We start from the raw sequence: 16,490 nt of genomic DNA, 5'->3' as shown, positions 1-16,490 counted from the left end.
GATAATGAAAAGAGCATTGCTATTAGTTGATTTGCAAAATGATTTTTGTCCTGGCGGCGCATTGGCTGTTAATGAAGGTGACCGCGTCATTGACGTTGCCAATCATGCTATCGAGGCTTGCGTGGCTGCTGGCGTAACAGTGATTGCCAGTCAGGATTGGCATCCAGCTAATCACGGCAGCTTTGCTGTTAATGCGAATACCACAGTCGGAGAACTCGGTGAATTAAACGGATGGCCGCAAATTTGGTGGCCGGTTCACTGTGTGCAGGGAACCGCCGGGGCTGATTTTCATCCAGCGCTGAATCAGTCAGCCATTCAGTGGATCGTACAAAAAGGGACGCAGCCGGAGATCGATAGCTATAGCGCTTTTTTCGATAATGGTCATCGGGTTAAAACCGAATTGGATGAGTGGCTGCACGCTAATCACATCACCCATTTGACGATTCTGGGGCTGGCGACAGATTATTGCGTCAAGTTCAGCGTATTGGATGCGATTGCGCTCGGCTATCACACCGACGTTCTGGTGGACGGCTGTCGTGGCGTTAATCTTTCGCCTGATGACAGCGAATCTGCATTACGGGAAATGGCGCAGCGTGGTGCGATACTGACGGATATGACGCAGTTTCTTACTACGCTGTCTTCTGCCCCTAGCGTTACTGACAACTGAAAACAGCGGCAGCCGTTGCGGCTGCCTGCTCACACGTTACGCGTTGGGTTTTAACGTAACAATGGCGTCAGCGATGTTAAACTCGCGCTTCAGCTCTTGCTTGCTCTTCATCACAATTTCGCCATTAGTGCCAATCGTCATGTGCTCAGCCTGTTCGTTATGGCGAGCCTGCCACATCATCACCATTTGCAGGCAGTTTTCTTTCTGTTCAGCCGTCAACGCGACACCGTCTGGCCATTTGCCTAGCTCCACCGCCGTGACTAACCGTTGATAAATTTCTGGCGTCATGACGTCGATCAGATCATTGAGTTCCATATCCGGTTTCTGCTCCGAGAAAGGTCAGATTTATTATGACTGGATTCCAGTTTGTGTAGCGTTTCATTGCAGCTGAATCGTTTAAAGCTAAAACGTTATCAGCCTGCGACTGCCACTCCTCTCGCAGACACATTACCCGTCAACACGCTCGCCATCAACGTCGTCGATAAAACTCAACGAAGCGGAATTCACGCAGTAGCGCTCTCCCGTGGTTTTCGGGCCATCAGGGAACACATGCCCCAGATGCGCATCACACTGCCCGCAGCGGATCTCAATGCGGCGCATGTTGTGTGAATCATCTTCCAGATAGCGAATCGCCTCTGAGGAAACAGGCTGATCGAAGCTCGGCCAGCCACAGCCGGAATCATATTTGCTGTCGGAATAAAACAGCGGAGCCTGGCAGCACAGGCAGTGATAAGCGCCAGTTCGCTTGTTATGCAACAATTTACCTGAAAACGCAGGCTCCGTACCGCGTTGCTGGGTGACATAGCGCTGCATCTCTGTCAATTCAGTATTGTCAGACGGGGTACGAGAAGTAGAGTCGTTAGTCATGGAAGTCTCACAGCGGGTGTTATCAATTCAATTAATCATTGATTATAACAAAAAATTAACAACCTTACAGGCCGTTCTGGCCTAATATTAGGAATGTGATTAGCATGAATATTTAATTGTGATACACGTCACATATTGAGACAACACAGGCTTTATATGATGCATTCCGCCCTCATATCAGTCTTAGATGTTACTTAGTTACAGGGTCGAGCGGTTTTCGCACAAAGTTTGGTCATAGGTTTGACTTACAGCAACTATTGACACGATTCCGCTTGACGCTCAGCAAGGTTTTTGTAATTTTACAACCAACCTTTTATTCACAAACCAATAGCTGGTGGAATATATGACTATCAAAGTAGGTATCAACGGTTTTGGCCGTATCGGCCGTATTGTTTTCCGCGCTGCACAAGAACGTTCTGACATCGAGATCGTTGCAATCAACGACCTGTTGGACGCTGATTACATGGCGTATATGCTGAAGTACGACTCAACTCATGGTCGTTTCAACGGCACCGTTGAAGTTAAAGATGGCCACCTGGTTGTTAACGGCAAAACCATTCGTGTTACCGCAGAGCGCGATCCTGCAAACCTGAAGTGGAACGAAGTTAACGTTGATGTCGTTGCTGAAGCAACTGGCCTGTTCCTGACTGACGAAACTGCACGTAAGCACATCGCTGCTGGTGCGAAGAAAGTCGTTCTGACTGGCCCATCTAAAGATGACACCCCGATGTTCGTTATGGGCGTTAACCACAAAACTTACGCAGGTCAGGAAATCGTTTCTAACGCATCTTGTACCACTAACTGCCTGGCACCGCTGGCAAAAGTCATCAACGACAACTTCGGTATCGTTGAAGCACTGATGACCACCGTTCACGCTACCACTGCAACGCAGAAAACCGTTGATGGCCCGTCTCACAAAGACTGGCGCGGCGGCCGCGGCGCAGCACAGAACATCATCCCATCTTCTACCGGTGCAGCTAAAGCAGTAGGTAAAGTCATTCCTGAGCTGAACGGCAAACTGACTGGTATGGCGTTCCGCGTCCCTACCCCGAACGTTTCTGTTGTTGACCTGACTGCACGTCTGGAAAAACCAGCGTCTTACAAAGAAATCTGTGCAGCAATCAAAGCCGCTTCTGAAGGCGATCTGAAAGGCGTTCTGGGTTATACCGAAGACGAAGTGGTTTCTACCGATTTCAACGGCGAAAAACTGACTTCCGTATTCGATGCTAAAGCCGGTATCGCACTGAGCGATAACTTTGTGAAACTGGTTTCCTGGTACGACAACGAAACAGGTTACTCAAACAAGGTTCTGGATCTGATCGCTCACATCTCTAAATAAGCGTCAGCGATGATTCTGTGAAAAAAGGGCGACGTCATGTCGCCCTTTTTTATTGTTAATTGCAGATTTCTTTTTACAACGAAAAACAATCAAAAAAAGGCACTATCATGCATAACACAATTTTCGCACTTCCCGTCACTCAACAAATTAGCGCAACCCTCAGCCAGCGTCAGTTGGACCAACTCCCTCTCATCGTCGTTGATCATCCTGAAGTGCGCGCGGCAATCGCATTGCAAGGGGCGCATTTACTTGGCTGGCAGCCGAAAAACGAAGCACAGGTGCTCTGGCTGAGCGACAATACGCCTTTTACTCATCACGTTGCTATTCGCGGCGGCGTACCGATTTGTTTCCCTTGGTTTGGCCCTTTCGCCGAGCCTAACCACGGTTTTGCCCGTCTGCTGCCGTGGGAATTTACCGCCCACAGCGAAGATGAGCATGGTGTGCAGCTCACATTCACACTGCGGGACAATGAAGAAACGCGTAAGAGCTGGCCGCATGAATTCACGCTCATCGCACGTTTCAAGCTGGGCAAAGAATGCAGTATTGAGTTGGAAGCACATGGCGATTACAGCATCACCAGCGCGCTGCACACCTATTTCAACATCGGCGACATCAGTGATATTCGCATTACTGGTCTGGGTGAGTCATTTATTGATAAGGTCGATCAGGGCAAGCTGGCAACACAGCAAGGCGATTTGGTCTTTACCGACCGTACAGATCGTATTTATACCCAGCCGCAGGACACCAGTGTGGTACATGATGCGGTATTGAAACGCGCTATCGAAGTACACCATACGCACCATAGCGATGTGGTGTCATGGAACCCCGGCGCAGAACTGTCTCGTACGATTAGCGATATGCCCGATGAGGGATATAAAACGTTCGTGTGTGTGGAAACCGCGCGGATTAACCAACCGTTTGTCGCATCCGCCGAGGCTCCGGCTCGTTTGACGACGGTTATCCGCATCAAGAAATAACCACGGCAATGCCCTAAATATATTGATGTATGGCGACATCATCCGCCATACATCACATGCTTTCGCTTCTGCTACACCACATCCAGATGTTGTTTACGCGTCGGCGGTGGAAAAGCCTGATCCAGTTGCCCAATATCGTCCTCAGACAACACCACGTCCAGCGCTTGCGCATTTTCCTGCACATGCTTTACCGAACTGGCTTTTGGAATGGCGATCACGCCCGGCTGGCGAATTGCCCACGCCAGTAAAAGTTGAGCAGGTGTGATGCTATGTTCGCGTGCGATGCGGTTTACCACCGGATGCGAAAATAATCCCTCACGCAAGCGCCCTGCCTGCGCCAGCGGGCAATACGCCATCACTGGGAGCTGCTGTTGCTGGCACCACGGCAACAAATCAAATTCAATGCCGCGAGAGGCCAAATGGTAAAGCACCTGATTAGTCATGCAGTGCTGTCCGCCACTTAACGACCACAGCTCCTGCATATCCTCAAGGTCAAGGTTGGACACGCCCCACTGGCCGATTTTACCCGCCTGCTGCAATCGCTCCATTGCCGCAATGGTATCCACTAACGGAATGCCGCCGCGCCAGTGCAGCAGATACAAATCAATACGTTCAGTTTGCAGTCGTTTCAGGCTGCGTTCACACGCCTGTATCGCCTTTTCGCCTCCGGCATTGTGCGGGTACACTTTCGATACCAGATAAACGCGGTCGCGACGGCCGCGTATCGCTTCGCCAACCACGTCCTCCGCCCTACCATCCGCATACATTTCGGCGGTATCAATCAGCGTTAATCCAAGGTCGATGCCTGCTTGCAGCGCCGCCACTTCCTGCGCTTTCATTCGGGCATCTTCGCCCATGTACCATGTTCCCTGACCGATTGCCGGTACGCGGGTGTTATCTGGAAAACGAATCGCCTTTGTCACGAGCCCTCCTTGTTAAACCGTCAACGTAACCTGTTTACCGTCAAACCTAACATGGCATTCGGCGCACCATAAATGTGCAAATGGGGTGATATCACCCCATTATTGTACAGCAGATGCACCATGCTTATGAAAAGCATCAGAAACGATAGCTGACGCCCGCGCTCATTAAGATGCTGTGGTTACTATCAACTATCGGGCTGTCTTTCATTTCGTCAGACAGACGGGTGTAACGCCCAACTGCCCAGGCGCTCCAGCTATCGTTAATTTTATAACCCGCACTCAGCTCAAGATACGGAGCCCAACCATCGCCAGGGCTATATTGGTTAAAGCCGGAACGCGCGGACTCCTGTGCGCTTACGCCGTAGTAATACTGGTTCATGTTTTCACTGAACCAGGAGGCACCGATACCCGGGGTAATACTGAGATCGCCCATTGAGAAGCGGTAAAGGTAAGCGGTATCCCACACGAAGCCGTTGCTGTAATCCAGCGTATCACCCGCCAGCACGGTACGAATTTCACCCCAGTCAGCCGTATGACGATAAGCCGCACCCGCCATTAACGTACCGCGGCGTTTGTCCAACTGCTTCATACGCAGATCGTCGCTATCTCCCGGCTTAAACCCTAAAGGCAGGTAATACGCCGTTAAAGAGAAACGATTTACGCCGTCATTCCACAAGTAGTATCCACCACCCAGCCCGCGGAAATAAAAACTTTCACTTTCATAATTCAGTACAGGAAGCGGATAAACGTCATTATCAACACCACGGTACACGGACGTTGAACCCGCAGCGCCAAGACCCAGAGAGACCTCTGCGGCATAGGCTGAAGGCAGGAGCACAGCACCAGAAACCAGTGCGGCCAGCATGCATAGTTGAGGTTTTTTCACAGTTTTCTATTTCCTATTACAGGTAAATATCATGAAACATGATAAGCCAATTACACACGTTCGCGTTCAGGTTATATAAAAATAACATTAACGAATAACCTATATATTCGATAGGTTTTACGTGCGCTAACGTCGGTAATAGGCAGTGTCCTTAAGGCTGAGCGCCCATTCTCTATAATGTTACACGGATTTCCCTGAAAGTGAGTCCTTGAAATATCTTAAAAATACGTCTGTGGACTAGAGGAAATTTTACGGATGCAAACTACGCTTTAATACAGAAGGTGACGACTTCCTGACCAGCAGGCATGAATAAAATCACGACGCTCTAACGCCACAAGTTGGCATAAGGGTTGCTGGACTAAGAAGGTTTATCCTTTCGGGGGCAATACATTAATAGGCATATATTTCACGCGCTCTCTTAATCTGTGCTAATCGACGAAGGACGGGCATCGCTATGAACATATTTGATCACTACCGCCAGCGCTACGACGCTGCCAAGGATGAAGAGTTCACTCTGCAGGAATTCCTTACTATCTGTCAGCAGGATCGCAATGCTTATGCGAATGCGGCTGAACGATTGTTAACGGCTATCGGTGAGCCTGTAATGGTGGATACCGCCCAAGAATCACGTATGTCGCGCCTATTCTCAAATCGGGTAATTGCTCGCTACCCTGCTTTTGAAGAATTTTACGGTATGGAAGAGGCCATCGAACAAATTGTCTCTTACCTGAAACATGCCGCGCAGGGATTAGAAGAGAAGAAACAGATTCTATATCTGTTGGGGCCGGTCGGCGGCGGGAAATCTTCTCTGGCCGAACGTTTGAAAGCGCTGATGCAGCGCGTACCGATTTACATCCTCAGTGCCAACGGCGAACGCAGCCCGGTGAATGACCATCCGCTCTGCCTGTTCAACCCGCAGGAAGATGCCGCGATACTCGAAAAAGAGTATGCCATTCCACGGCGCTACCTCGGTACCATCATGTCGCCGTGGGCAGCCAAACGCCTCCAGGAATTTGGTGGCGACATTACCAAATTCAAAGTCGTCAAAGTATGGCCATCAATTCTGGCGCAAGTCGGGATCGCGAAAACCGAACCCGGTGATGAGAACAATCAGGACATTTCAGCGCTGGTCGGTAAAGTCGATATCCGCAAGCTGGAGCATTTTGCCCAGAACGACCCCGATGCCTACGGCTACTCCGGCGCACTATGCCGGGCAAACCAGGGCATTATGGAGTTCGTCGAAATGTTCAAAGCGCCGATCAAGGTGCTCCACCCATTGCTGACCGCAACACAGGAAGGCAACTATAACGGGACGGAAGGCATTGCCGCCCTGCCGTTCAACGGGATTATTCTGGCGCACTCCAATGAATCCGAGTGGGTGCAGTTCCGTAACAACAAGAACAATGAAGCGTTTCTTGACCGTGTGTATATCGTGAAGGTGCCGTACTGCCTGCGCGTATCCGAAGAGGTCAAAATCTACGACAAGCTGCTGGATCACAGCGAACTGACGCATGCTCCTTGCGCGCCCGGCACGCTGGAAACGCTGGCTCGTTTCTCCATTCTGTCACGCCTGAAAGATCCGGAAAACTCCAGCATCTATTCCAAGATGCGGGTTTACGATGGGGAAAGCCTGAAAGATACCGATCCGAAGGCGAAGTCGTATCAGGAGTATCGCGACTACGCGGGCGTCGATGAGGGAATGAACGGCCTGTCGACCCGCTTTGCGTTCAAGATTCTGTCGCGCGTCTTTAACTTCGATCACAGCGAAGTCGCAGCCAACCCGGTACACCTGTTCTACGTGCTCGAACAGCAGATCGAGCGCGAACAGTTCCCGCAGGAGCTGGCAGAGAAGTATCTGGAGCACCTGAAAGGCTATCTGACGCCGAAGTACGCCGAATTTATCGGTAAAGAGATCCAGACTGCCTATCTCGAATCCTATTCCGAATACGGACAGAACATTTTTGACCGTTATGTTACCTATGCGGATTTCTGGATTCAGGATCAGGAGTACCGTGACCCAGATACTGGCCAGCTGTTTGACCGCGAATCGTTAAACGCCGAGCTGGAAAAGATCGAGAAGCCTGCGGGCATCAGCAACCCTAAAGACTTCCGTAACGAGATCGTCAACTTTGTCCTGCGCGCCCGTGCCAACAATAGCGGCCGGAATCCAAACTGGACCAGTTACGAGAAGCTGCGCACGGTCATTGAGAAGAAGATGTTCTCCAATACGGAAGAGTTGCTGCCTGTGATTTCGTTTAATACCAAAACCTCAACGGATGAACAGAAAAAACATGATGACTTCGTCGATCGCATGATGGAGAAAGGCTATACCCGGAAACAGGTGCGTTTGCTGTGCGAATGGTATCTGCGGGTGAGGAAGTCATCATAATGACGTACGATGCTGGCAACAGCGTTTGGGGGAAACATGGCCTATTTTATTGACCGACGGCTGAACGGCAAAAACAAAAGCACGGTGAACCGCCAACGCTTTCTGCGCCGCTATAAGTCGCAAATAAAACAGTCGATTTCCGAGGCCATAAATAAGCGTTCGGTGACCGACATCGAAAGCGGGGAGTCAGTCTCGATCCCCAATGCAGACATCAACGAACCGATGTTCCATCAGGGCCGAGGAGGACGCCGCCACCGCGTCCACCCGGGCAACGATCACTTCGTACAGAACGACAAAATCGAGCGGCCACAAGGAGGTGGCGGCGGTGGTTCCGGTCAGGGGGACGCCAGTAAAGACGGCGAAGGCGAGGATGAATTTGTCTTTCAGATCTCCAAAGACGAATATCTGGACCTGCTGTTTGAAGATCTGGCGCTGCCGAATCTGAAGAAGACCCAGCATCGGCAGATGACCGAGTACAAAACGCACCGTGCCGGGTACACCGCTAACGGCGTTCCGGCCAATATCAGCGTGGTGCGCTCGCTGCAAAACTCGCTGGCACGCCGTATGGCGATGACAGCAGGTAAACGACGCACGCTGCATGAACTGGAAGAAACGCTGGAACAGTTGGCGCATACCGAACCCGCACAATTGCTGGAAGAGGAACGGCTGCGGCAGGAAATCACCGAACTGCGCCAGAAAATCGCCCGTGTGCCTTTTATCGATACGTTTGACCTGCGCTACAGGAACTATGAGCGCCGGGCTGAGCCGTCGAGCCAGGCGGTGATGTTCTGTTTGATGGACGTGTCCGGCTCGATGGATCAGGCGACGAAAGACATGGCGAAGCGCTTTTATATTCTGTTGTATCTGTTCCTCAGCAGAAATTATAAAAACGTCGACGTCGTCTATATTCGCCACCACACGCAGGCGAAAGAGGTCGATGAACAGGAGTTCTTCTACTCTCAGGAAACGGGCGGCACCATTGTCTCTAGTGCGTTAAAACTGATGGAGGAAGTGGTTCGCGAGCGTTACGATCCGTCGCAGTGGAATATCTACGCGGCACAGGCCTCGGATGGCGATAACTGGGCTGATGACTCTCCGTTGTGTCACCAGATTCTGGCGAATCAGCTTCTGCCGATGGTGCGTTACTATAGCTATATTGAAATCACCCGACGTTCACACCAGACGCTCTGGCGCGAATATGAAACGCTGCGCGATACGTTCGATAATTTCGCCATGCAGCATATTCGCGATCAGGATGATATTTACCCTGTCTTCCGTGAACTCTTCCGTAAACAAACGGTAGGACATTAGCCACATCTCAATCGGCCAGTTATCTGTTAATCGCTAACTGGCTGATTCCTTTCGCAGCAGGTTAATCGCCATTTTCGTGACATTGTCACAAAGATAACGCTTTCCTTCCGCCACGGTGCGGATTACCCTGTCGAGCCCATAAAACGTAGATTTCTGTTTTGTTATGCAACGATTTGTTCTGATCTTACTGGCTCTGGTTCTACTCGGTCCGCTGGGCATTGACATCTATTTACCGCTTATTCCCGCCATCGCTGTGGCGCTGAACAGCCCCGAATCGCTGATTCAGTCTACCGTCGCACTGTTTATTCTGATCATGGGATTAGGCCAACTTCTGGCGGGGCCGCTGGTCGATAAGTACGGTCGACGCCCGATGGCGCTGGCTGGCGTGATGATCTATCTCATCGGTGCGATCATGGCCGCGCTGGCTACCAATGCCACGCTGTTCATCCTCTCACGTCTTTTCCAAGGGCTGGCCGTCTGTTGTACCGCTGTTGCCATTTTCAGCAGTGTGCGCGACAAACTTAACGGTGACGATGCCGCCAGAACCTATGGTTTCCTTAACGGCACGTTGAACATTGTGCCAGCACTGGCACCGCTATTCGGTGGGCTTTTGGCCGAAGCCTTCGGCTGGCGTGCGCCCTTCTGGTTCCTGGCGGGCTACAGCATCGTGGTTCTGGCTCTCGTCATCCGTTTCCTTCCCGAAACGCGACCAGCTTCAACGCTGCCCGTACATGGCTTGCCGCTACGCCAATACGCACGTTTGTTATCCGAACGACACTTTCTCGGATTTGCCTCAGTCAACGCGGGCGCGATGGGGATGGCGTTAACCTATGTCACCTTCTCTCCCGTGGTATTGATGAATGACGCCCAGCTCACGCCGCTTGAGTTTTCGATTGCCTTCGGCGTAAACGGTTTTTGGATCATGCTGGTCAGCTTCTTTGCGAATCGTATTATCCGCAAAGTCGGTCGGCCACGCTGTCTGGCTATCGGTAGCCTGCTGATGGGGACGGGTTTTCTTTCGCTGCTCAGCGGCGTCGTTCTCTTACCCGAAGCGATGCAAGATACCTGGCCAACCTACATGCTGCCCGTTGCGCTGGCCTGTGCCGGTCTGGCATTTTTGATCGGACCGTCCACCAGCTATGCGCTGGAACCTTATTCCAATGAGGCGGGAATTGCATCGGCGATGGTCGGGTTTGTGCAAATGGCGGGCGGTGCAGCGCTGGGACTGATCGCGATGGCACTCCCTCTGCCGTCAAAAATATCACTGGCGCTGGTGATGCTCTGTGCAGCCCTATTGGCGATACGCGCTCGTCTGCTCACGCGGAACCATAAGGGCAGCATTACATCGCTGCCCCGTAGTTAATCAAAATACCGATACGCTAACGCGTATACCTCTCCACGGACAAATCATCGGACGCAATCTCCGGTGATTTGTCCGACAGAATATCCGCCAGTAATTTCCCCGATCCGCAGGCCATCGTCCAGCCCAGCGTGCCGTGCCCCGTATTCAGATACAGATTTTTCAACGGTGAGCGCCCTACCAGCGGCGTGCCGTCTGGCGTCATCGGGCGCAACCCCGTCCAGAATGTTGCTTGCTCAATCGGGCCGCAATGAGGATAGAGATCGCGCACCACCATTTCCAACGTTTCACGGCGCTTGGGATTCAGTTCAGTGTTGAAGCCCACAACCTCTGCCATTCCTCCAACGCGGATGCGGCGATCAAAGCGAGTAATTGCCACTTTGTACGTTTCATCCAGCACCGTAGAAACCGGTGCCGAGGCATCATCTGCTAGCGGGATCGTCAGCGAATAGCCTTTCAGCGGATAGACAGGAATATCGAACCACTGGCGCAAAAGTCCCGTGGAATAAGAACCGCAGGCCATCACATAGGCATCTGCCGTGATGATTTCGTCGTCGCACTGCACGCCCGTCACGCTCTGCCCTTCAACCCGCAACTGACGAATGTTACGCCCCAATTTAAAGGTGACGCCGGCCTCGGCGGACATCGCCGCCAGTTGGCGAGTAAACAGCTGGCAGTCTCCTGTCTCGTCATGCGGTAAACGTAGCCCGCCAGTCAGTTTACCCGCCACGTTCGCCAGCGCAGGTTCAACCGAGGCTAGCTCATGGCGAGTCAACAGTTGATACGGTACGCCAGCCTCTTCCAGCACGGCGATATCTCGTGTCGCATTGTCATATTGCTGTTCAGTGCGAAACAGTTGCAGCGTTCCCCCTTGCCGGCCTTCGTACTCGATACCGGTATCCTGCCGCAGCGCTTGCAAGCAATCGCGGCTGTATTCCGCCAGACGCACCATCCGCGCTTTATTCGTTTTATAGTGGCGCGCATCGCAGTTGATCAACATTTGCCACATCCAGCACAGTTGTGCCGCCGTAAAGTCAGGCCGGATGGCCAGCGGTGCATGGCGCTGAAACATCCACTTTATCGCTTTCAGCGGTATTCCCGGCGCAGCCCAAGGCGCAGCATAGCCGGGGGAAATCTGTCCGGCATTTCCAGCACTGGTTTCCAACGCAGGCTCCGGTTGCCTGTCGATTACGGTAACATTATGCCCTGCCTGCGCAAGATACCAGGCGGTACTTACGCCAACGACGCCACTTCCCAGAATCACAACCCGCATGCTACCGCTCTCCCTTTATTTCCGTTAAAGACCGTCTAATCTACTGGAAAAATGCTTATTTGATGGAATAAAACACTAGTTAAAAGGTGAAACTGAAGACTACTCTAGCATTTAGGAAAGAATTGTCACCCGCTTCGACGATAGCATTTATCTATCCCCGTCATACTTCACGTTGCATGTGCGTTGGCTGCGCGACGCGGCCCACTTGCGTGTGCCTCACCCGAATCACTTACTCAACTGATGATCGTAACGAAATAACTGTGAAATCATTCACAAAATGCGTATTCACTTTTTAGCTGGAAAGCATAAGAAAAATAAAAAAGATGAAAATGTTAAATACCAAATGAATTAATAAGTTAGTCGGGTTGGCTATTTTTAAATAGTGATAACCATCACAACAATCGAATCAACAACATGACTGTCAAGACACTCGACCCCGTAGTTAAATACAATTTTGCGACATTCATCAAAAAAACGCCTTATCAGTTTAATAACATTGTGTTCACACGATGGTTATTCATATTTCCAGAGGGCGATGATGAAAATTGGATTAGTCATTAGCGGCGGTGACGTTAGCGGAATAAATAACTTCATCTTTCAGGTGAATAGAATGACTGCCTCCGACATTGTCATTTTCGATGGTGGCATTAATGGTCTTATCGATAACTGCTGTAAAGTCCTTACTCGCCGCGATTTAGTGGATTATTCCCTCTCAGCCATGCCTTTGATCACCTCTGGGAGAAAAAGCGGAAAATGTAGAAAAACGGATTATGAGCAAATCGTCAAAAACATTCAAAAACAAAAAATCGACGCGCTCATTATGGCTGGAGGAGATGGCTCATTCCAATTTCTAAAAGAATTAAGTCACTATGGTATTCATTGCTATGGCGTAGGAATGACGATTGATAATGATATTTCAGGCAACAGCTATACGATCGGTTTTTCTACCGCCTGTGAGCAGGTAATGAGTGAAGTAGAAAAATTGCGCAATACAGGCCGTGGACTACAAGGACGGGTATTCATGATTGAATTACTCGGCGGTTATTGCGGTGAATTAACATTGCAGGCGGCATTAAAGAGCAATGCAGATGTCGCACTCATTCCAGAATCACCGTGGGATATTGATAAATTATCACACTGTATTCGGGAGAAAATCAAAGAACAAAACAGCGTAATCATTTTATGCTCTGAAGGCTATACCCATGAATATACGCCTGGCTTTCAGGGCGCTATCGACACCATTATCAAAAAACTAGAGCATAAGATTGGTATCCGTATCCGAAAAACTATTTTGGGATACGGTTTACGAAATGGCGCGCCCACCGGGGAAGAAATTATTCAGGGCACCCTGTTAGCAGAAGAAGTGGTTCGGTGTATTAACGCCGGACTCACCAATAAAATCATCATTATTAATAATAACAACAAGGCCATTCCTATCGACCTGGAGGATTCCGAACGACGTTTGGTTGATGTTGACAGTCACTTTTACAAGCTCGCGAAAGCTCATCATCTTATATGAGGCCATGATTATGTTGAAAGTACTTTGCGTTTGCGGCTGTGGATTAGGTTCCAGTTTCGCTATCGAAATGAGTGCGAAATCCGTACTAAAAAAACTGGGGATTGATGCAGAAATAAATCACACCACGATTTCAGAAGCGTCGGCCTTCAATTATGACGTTATTCTAACTCAGAAAATATTTGCTGACATTCTGAATAGTGATGCCAGTGAAGATGAGAAAAAAAGAATCATCATTCTTAATAAACTGACCGACAAAGATGAAATAGAAGAAAAAATTTTAGCGTATATCCAGGCTCATCAATAGCATGAGGTGAAAAATGAATACCGTTATCAATTTCATTGTGAAAGATTTATTAGGCCAGGCATCTATATTAATCGCGCTGATCGCCATGATCGGATTAATTTTACAGAAGAAATCGGTAGGGAAAACAGCAGAGGGGACGTTCAAGACACTGCTCGGTTTCCTCATCATGATGGCGGGGATTAACATCATCGTCGATACCCTGACGTATTTGAACAGCATCTTTACTCAAGGCTTTGGCATGAAAGGCTACATCACCGATGTTGCCGCCATCGCCGGGCTGGCAAACCGCGAGCTCGGGTCAGAAGTCGCGTTAACGCTCATGGTGATCTTTGCCGTTAACATCCTTATCGCGCGAATCACCCCCTTTAAATATATCTTCCTGACGGGACAGGCTCTGCTGTGGATGGCAACAATCGGTACCGTAATCGGCTATAAATCGGGCTTGACCGGCGCGACACTGATCCTAACCGGAGGCATATTTGGCGGCATTATGGCGGTACTGATGCCAGCGCTGGCGCAGCCGATTGTCCGTAAAATCACGAATTCCGATGATGTTGCGCTGGGACATTTTTGTACTATCGGGTATTTGGTGCAGGCCGCCGTCGCTCGGGTCGTCGGTAAAAACTCCAAATCCACGGAAGATTTAGCGCTGCCTGATAATTTCAAATTCTTGCAAGATACCTACCTGTCGATGGCCGTCGTCATGGTGCCGATGTATCTCATCCCCGCCGTGGCAGCGGGACCGGCCTACATCGCGCAGTACGCCAATGGCGTCAACTATCTGATGTATTCCTTCATGCAGTCCATGCAGTTTGTCGCAGGCGTTTTCGTTCTCTACAGCGGTGTACGTCTGTTGCTTAATGAACTGGTTCCCGCCTTTCGAGGTATCGCTATGCGTCTGGTGCCTAACGCCAAACCCGCGTTGGATTGCCCGGTACTCTTCCCTTATGCGCCCAACGCCGTGATTGTCGGGTTCCTGGCGACCACCGTCGGTTCCATTCTGGGGATGTTGATCTTCCCGATGTTTGGGCTGGCAATGATTTTGCCAGGGTTATTAACCAACTTCTTTGCGGGCGGAACCGCCGGTATTTTTGGTAACGCGCTGGGAGGACGACGTGGTGCCGTCATCGGCGGTGTCGTTCATGGCCTTTTCATTACGCTGTTGCCCGCTATTCTGGTGCCATTACTGGAAGTTTTCGGCTTTACTGGCGTCACCTTCAGTGATTCCGATGTCATCAGTACTGGCCTGATATTAGGACACGCCTTCCAGCAAGACTGGTTATTTGTCGCCGCCTTTGTCGCGTTCGTTGCTTTTATTGCTTTTATTGCGAACCGTAAACTATCGCAATAGCGCACTGGCCTGTCGTCATGATGCAAATAGCTTAAGGAGTCACTATGTTTTCTCTGCTCAAACGCTTTTTATCCCCTGGTCCCTCTTCCGACCATCGCGATAATACGAATGACAATCGCGTCAGGGAAATGGAGGAAGAATTAGCGGAACTTGAATCTCGTTTAACACAAAACCCGGGGCATAGTGAAACGCAAAAAGCGCTAATGATTAAATACAATCAGGCCATTCAGTTATTTTCTTCACATTCTGACTATCGGGAACGCGTTGATCGTATTTTTATTCAGATAGATGAACTCAGAAATACCATTCGGAAAAATATATGAGGTTTTATGAGCATAAAAAATTTCCTGTTGCAGCACAATTGCATTCAACTCGGTGTGATATGCAAGACATGGGAAGAGGCTATTTATTGTGCCGCGCAACCCTTAATCAGCGCCGGGTATATTACAAATGAGTATCCTATCGCGGTGATAGAAAACACGAAGGAATACGGCCCTTATTATGTTTTTGATGAAGGAGTCGCTATTCCTCATGCGCGCCCTGAATGTGGCGTTCGGGAGAATTGTTTTAGCCTACTGACGTTACAGACGCCGCTCTCTATTCACGGAAGTGAGCCGGTGGATATTTTAATTATGTTCGGTGGCGTTAACAGTGATGCGCATATTACGGAAGGTATCGCCTCAATCGTCAACCTATTAGAAAAGGACGACATGCTCTCTCGTATTCGATGTGCCACCACATCAGATGATATTGTCGGAGTCTTATGAAAAAACTTATTTTAGTCAATGGCATTCCCGCATCAGGGAAAAGTACGGTAGCGCGTATCATTGCGGATGAATTGAGCCTCCCACGCTTAAGTCTCGATGAAATAAAAGAGCCGTTCATGATGCAGTTCAGCGACACGATTGACCGAACGTTAAACAGAAAATTAGGGTATGCCGCGTATCAGGCCATGTTTAATATCGTTAGACAGGCTCCTGACAATAGTATTCTGATTCTTGATGCGTGGTTCGGTTTTCGCGAAAAATCACTATTACAGCACTATCTGGTTTCGTGTGACATCCAGCATGCGCTTGAGATATGGAATGCCATCTCACCTGACCGGGTGGCTGAGCGATATCAAACCAGAATGAATGAAAGAATAAAGGGTCATCCCGGCAGTGAGTATCTGCCGGAATTAATTTCACTCGCGCATCAGGCACAGCCGATGGGTATGGGAAAATGTTACACGGTTGATCAGGATAAGGACATTAATTATCAGGAATTAATTCAATGGATAAAAACACACCTGGATTAATCGCTTATTTACATTAATTTTATGAGG

Annotated in this window: 17 protein-coding genes; 12 read left to right on the top strand and 5 right to left on the bottom strand. The window is 49.8% G+C overall.

The genetic code is table 11. The features are described from left to right. Positions 1–4 precede the first annotated feature (4 nt). The gene (pncA, locus tag KKH3_RS09190) at positions 5–667 is read left to right on the top strand and encodes a bifunctional nicotinamidase/pyrazinamidase (RefSeq protein ID WP_039358412.1); all 663 of its coding nucleotides are present in this window, start codon (positions 5–7) and stop codon (positions 665–667) included. A gap of 36 nt (positions 668–703) precedes the next feature. Here the strand turns inward: pncA and KKH3_RS09185 are convergent, their stop codons facing one another. Next, positions 704–982, bottom strand: a complete 279-nt coding sequence (locus KKH3_RS09185) for a YeaC family protein (RefSeq protein WP_039358408.1) — start codon at positions 980–982, stop codon at positions 704–706. A 132-nt stretch (positions 983–1,114) separates the two neighbouring features. Further along, positions 1,115–1,534 (bottom strand): peptide-methionine (R)-S-oxide reductase MsrB, encoded by a 420-nt coding sequence (gene msrB, locus KKH3_RS09180; protein WP_039358405.1) that lies wholly within the window; start codon positions 1,532–1,534, stop codon positions 1,115–1,117. A gap of 343 nt (positions 1,535–1,877) precedes the next feature. On the opposite strand from msrB, the gene gapA reads away from it, so the two are divergent. Next, positions 1,878–2,873 carry a glyceraldehyde-3-phosphate dehydrogenase gene (gapA, locus tag KKH3_RS09175; RefSeq protein ID WP_039358402.1) on the top strand — a complete coding sequence of 332 codons (996 nt, stop codon included), beginning with the start codon at positions 1,878–1,880 and terminating at the stop codon, positions 2,871–2,873. Between the two features lie 107 nt (positions 2,874–2,980). Then, positions 2,981–3,850, top strand: a complete 870-nt coding sequence (locus KKH3_RS09170; RefSeq protein ID WP_039358399.1) for a D-hexose-6-phosphate mutarotase — start codon at positions 2,981–2,983, stop codon at positions 3,848–3,850. Positions 3,851–3,921: 71 nt separating this feature from the next. Here the strand turns inward: KKH3_RS09170 and KKH3_RS09165 are convergent, their stop codons facing one another. Beyond that, positions 3,922–4,773, bottom strand: a complete 852-nt coding sequence (locus KKH3_RS09165) for an aldo/keto reductase (RefSeq protein ID WP_039358396.1) — start codon at positions 4,771–4,773, stop codon at positions 3,922–3,924. Positions 4,774–4,909: 136 nt separating this feature from the next. Beyond that, complete coding sequence (locus tag KKH3_RS09160) at positions 4,910–5,659, bottom strand: MipA/OmpV family protein (protein ID WP_039358394.1); 750 nt, start codon at positions 5,657–5,659, stop codon at positions 4,910–4,912. 454 nt (positions 5,660–6,113) lie between these two features. On the opposite strand from KKH3_RS09160, the gene yeaG reads away from it, so the two are divergent. The 3 genes from yeaG (at position 6,114) to KKH3_RS09145 (ending at position 10,722) form a co-directional block, all read left to right on the top strand. Further along, entirely contained in the window at positions 6,114–8,048 is a 1,935-nt protein-coding gene (yeaG, locus tag KKH3_RS09155; protein WP_039358391.1) for a protein kinase YeaG, read from the top strand. Between the two features lie 36 nt (positions 8,049–8,084). After that, positions 8,085–9,359 (top strand): YeaH/YhbH family protein, encoded by a 1,275-nt coding sequence (locus KKH3_RS09150; protein WP_039362302.1) that lies wholly within the window; start codon positions 8,085–8,087, stop codon positions 9,357–9,359. 163 nt (positions 9,360–9,522) lie between these two features. After that, the gene (locus tag KKH3_RS09145; protein ID WP_039358388.1) at positions 9,523–10,722 is read left to right on the top strand and encodes a multidrug effflux MFS transporter; all 1,200 of its coding nucleotides are present in this window, start codon (positions 9,523–9,525) and stop codon (positions 10,720–10,722) included. Positions 10,723–10,738: 16 nt separating this feature from the next. Here the strand turns inward: KKH3_RS09145 and KKH3_RS09140 are convergent, their stop codons facing one another. After that, positions 10,739–11,992 (bottom strand): D-amino acid dehydrogenase, encoded by a 1,254-nt coding sequence (locus tag KKH3_RS09140; protein ID WP_039358385.1) that lies wholly within the window; start codon positions 11,990–11,992, stop codon positions 10,739–10,741. 538 nt (positions 11,993–12,530) lie between these two features. Here KKH3_RS09140 and KKH3_RS09135 point away from each other — a divergent pair. The 6 genes from KKH3_RS09135 to KKH3_RS09110 are packed head-to-tail and all read left to right on the top strand — an operon-like array spanning position 12,531 to position 16,463. After that, the gene (locus tag KKH3_RS09135; RefSeq protein WP_039358382.1) at positions 12,531–13,511 is read left to right on the top strand and encodes a 6-phosphofructokinase; all 981 of its coding nucleotides are present in this window, start codon (positions 12,531–12,533) and stop codon (positions 13,509–13,511) included. A 10-nt stretch (positions 13,512–13,521) separates the two neighbouring features. Continuing rightward, positions 13,522–13,815, top strand: a complete 294-nt coding sequence (locus KKH3_RS09130) for a PTS sugar transporter subunit IIB (RefSeq protein WP_010295258.1) — start codon at positions 13,522–13,524, stop codon at positions 13,813–13,815. Between the two features lie 13 nt (positions 13,816–13,828). Further along, positions 13,829–15,166, top strand: coding sequence for a PTS sugar transporter subunit IIC (locus tag KKH3_RS09125; protein WP_039358380.1), 1,338 nt, complete (start codon positions 13,829–13,831; stop codon positions 15,164–15,166). Positions 15,167–15,210: 44 nt separating this feature from the next. Continuing rightward, entirely contained in the window at positions 15,211–15,489 is a 279-nt protein-coding gene (locus tag KKH3_RS09120; protein WP_039358378.1) for a hypothetical protein, read from the top strand. A 6-nt stretch (positions 15,490–15,495) separates the two neighbouring features. Continuing rightward, entirely contained in the window at positions 15,496–15,933 is a 438-nt protein-coding gene (locus tag KKH3_RS09115; protein ID WP_039358376.1) for a PTS sugar transporter subunit IIA, read from the top strand. Further along, positions 15,930–16,463 carry a P-loop nucleotide/nucleoside kinase family protein gene (locus KKH3_RS09110; RefSeq protein ID WP_039358374.1) on the top strand — a complete coding sequence of 178 codons (534 nt, stop codon included), beginning with the start codon at positions 15,930–15,932 and terminating at the stop codon, positions 16,461–16,463. Before KKH3_RS09115 ends, KKH3_RS09110 begins: the two co-directional genes overlap by 4 nt. Positions 16,464–16,490 lie beyond the last annotated feature (27 nt).

The organism is Pectobacterium actinidiae (assembly GCF_000803315.1).
In the GTDB taxonomy this organism is placed as follows: Bacteria; Pseudomonadota; Gammaproteobacteria; order Enterobacterales; family Enterobacteriaceae; genus Pectobacterium; species Pectobacterium actinidiae.
This window is presented reverse-complemented; position numbering and strand designations above follow the sequence as displayed.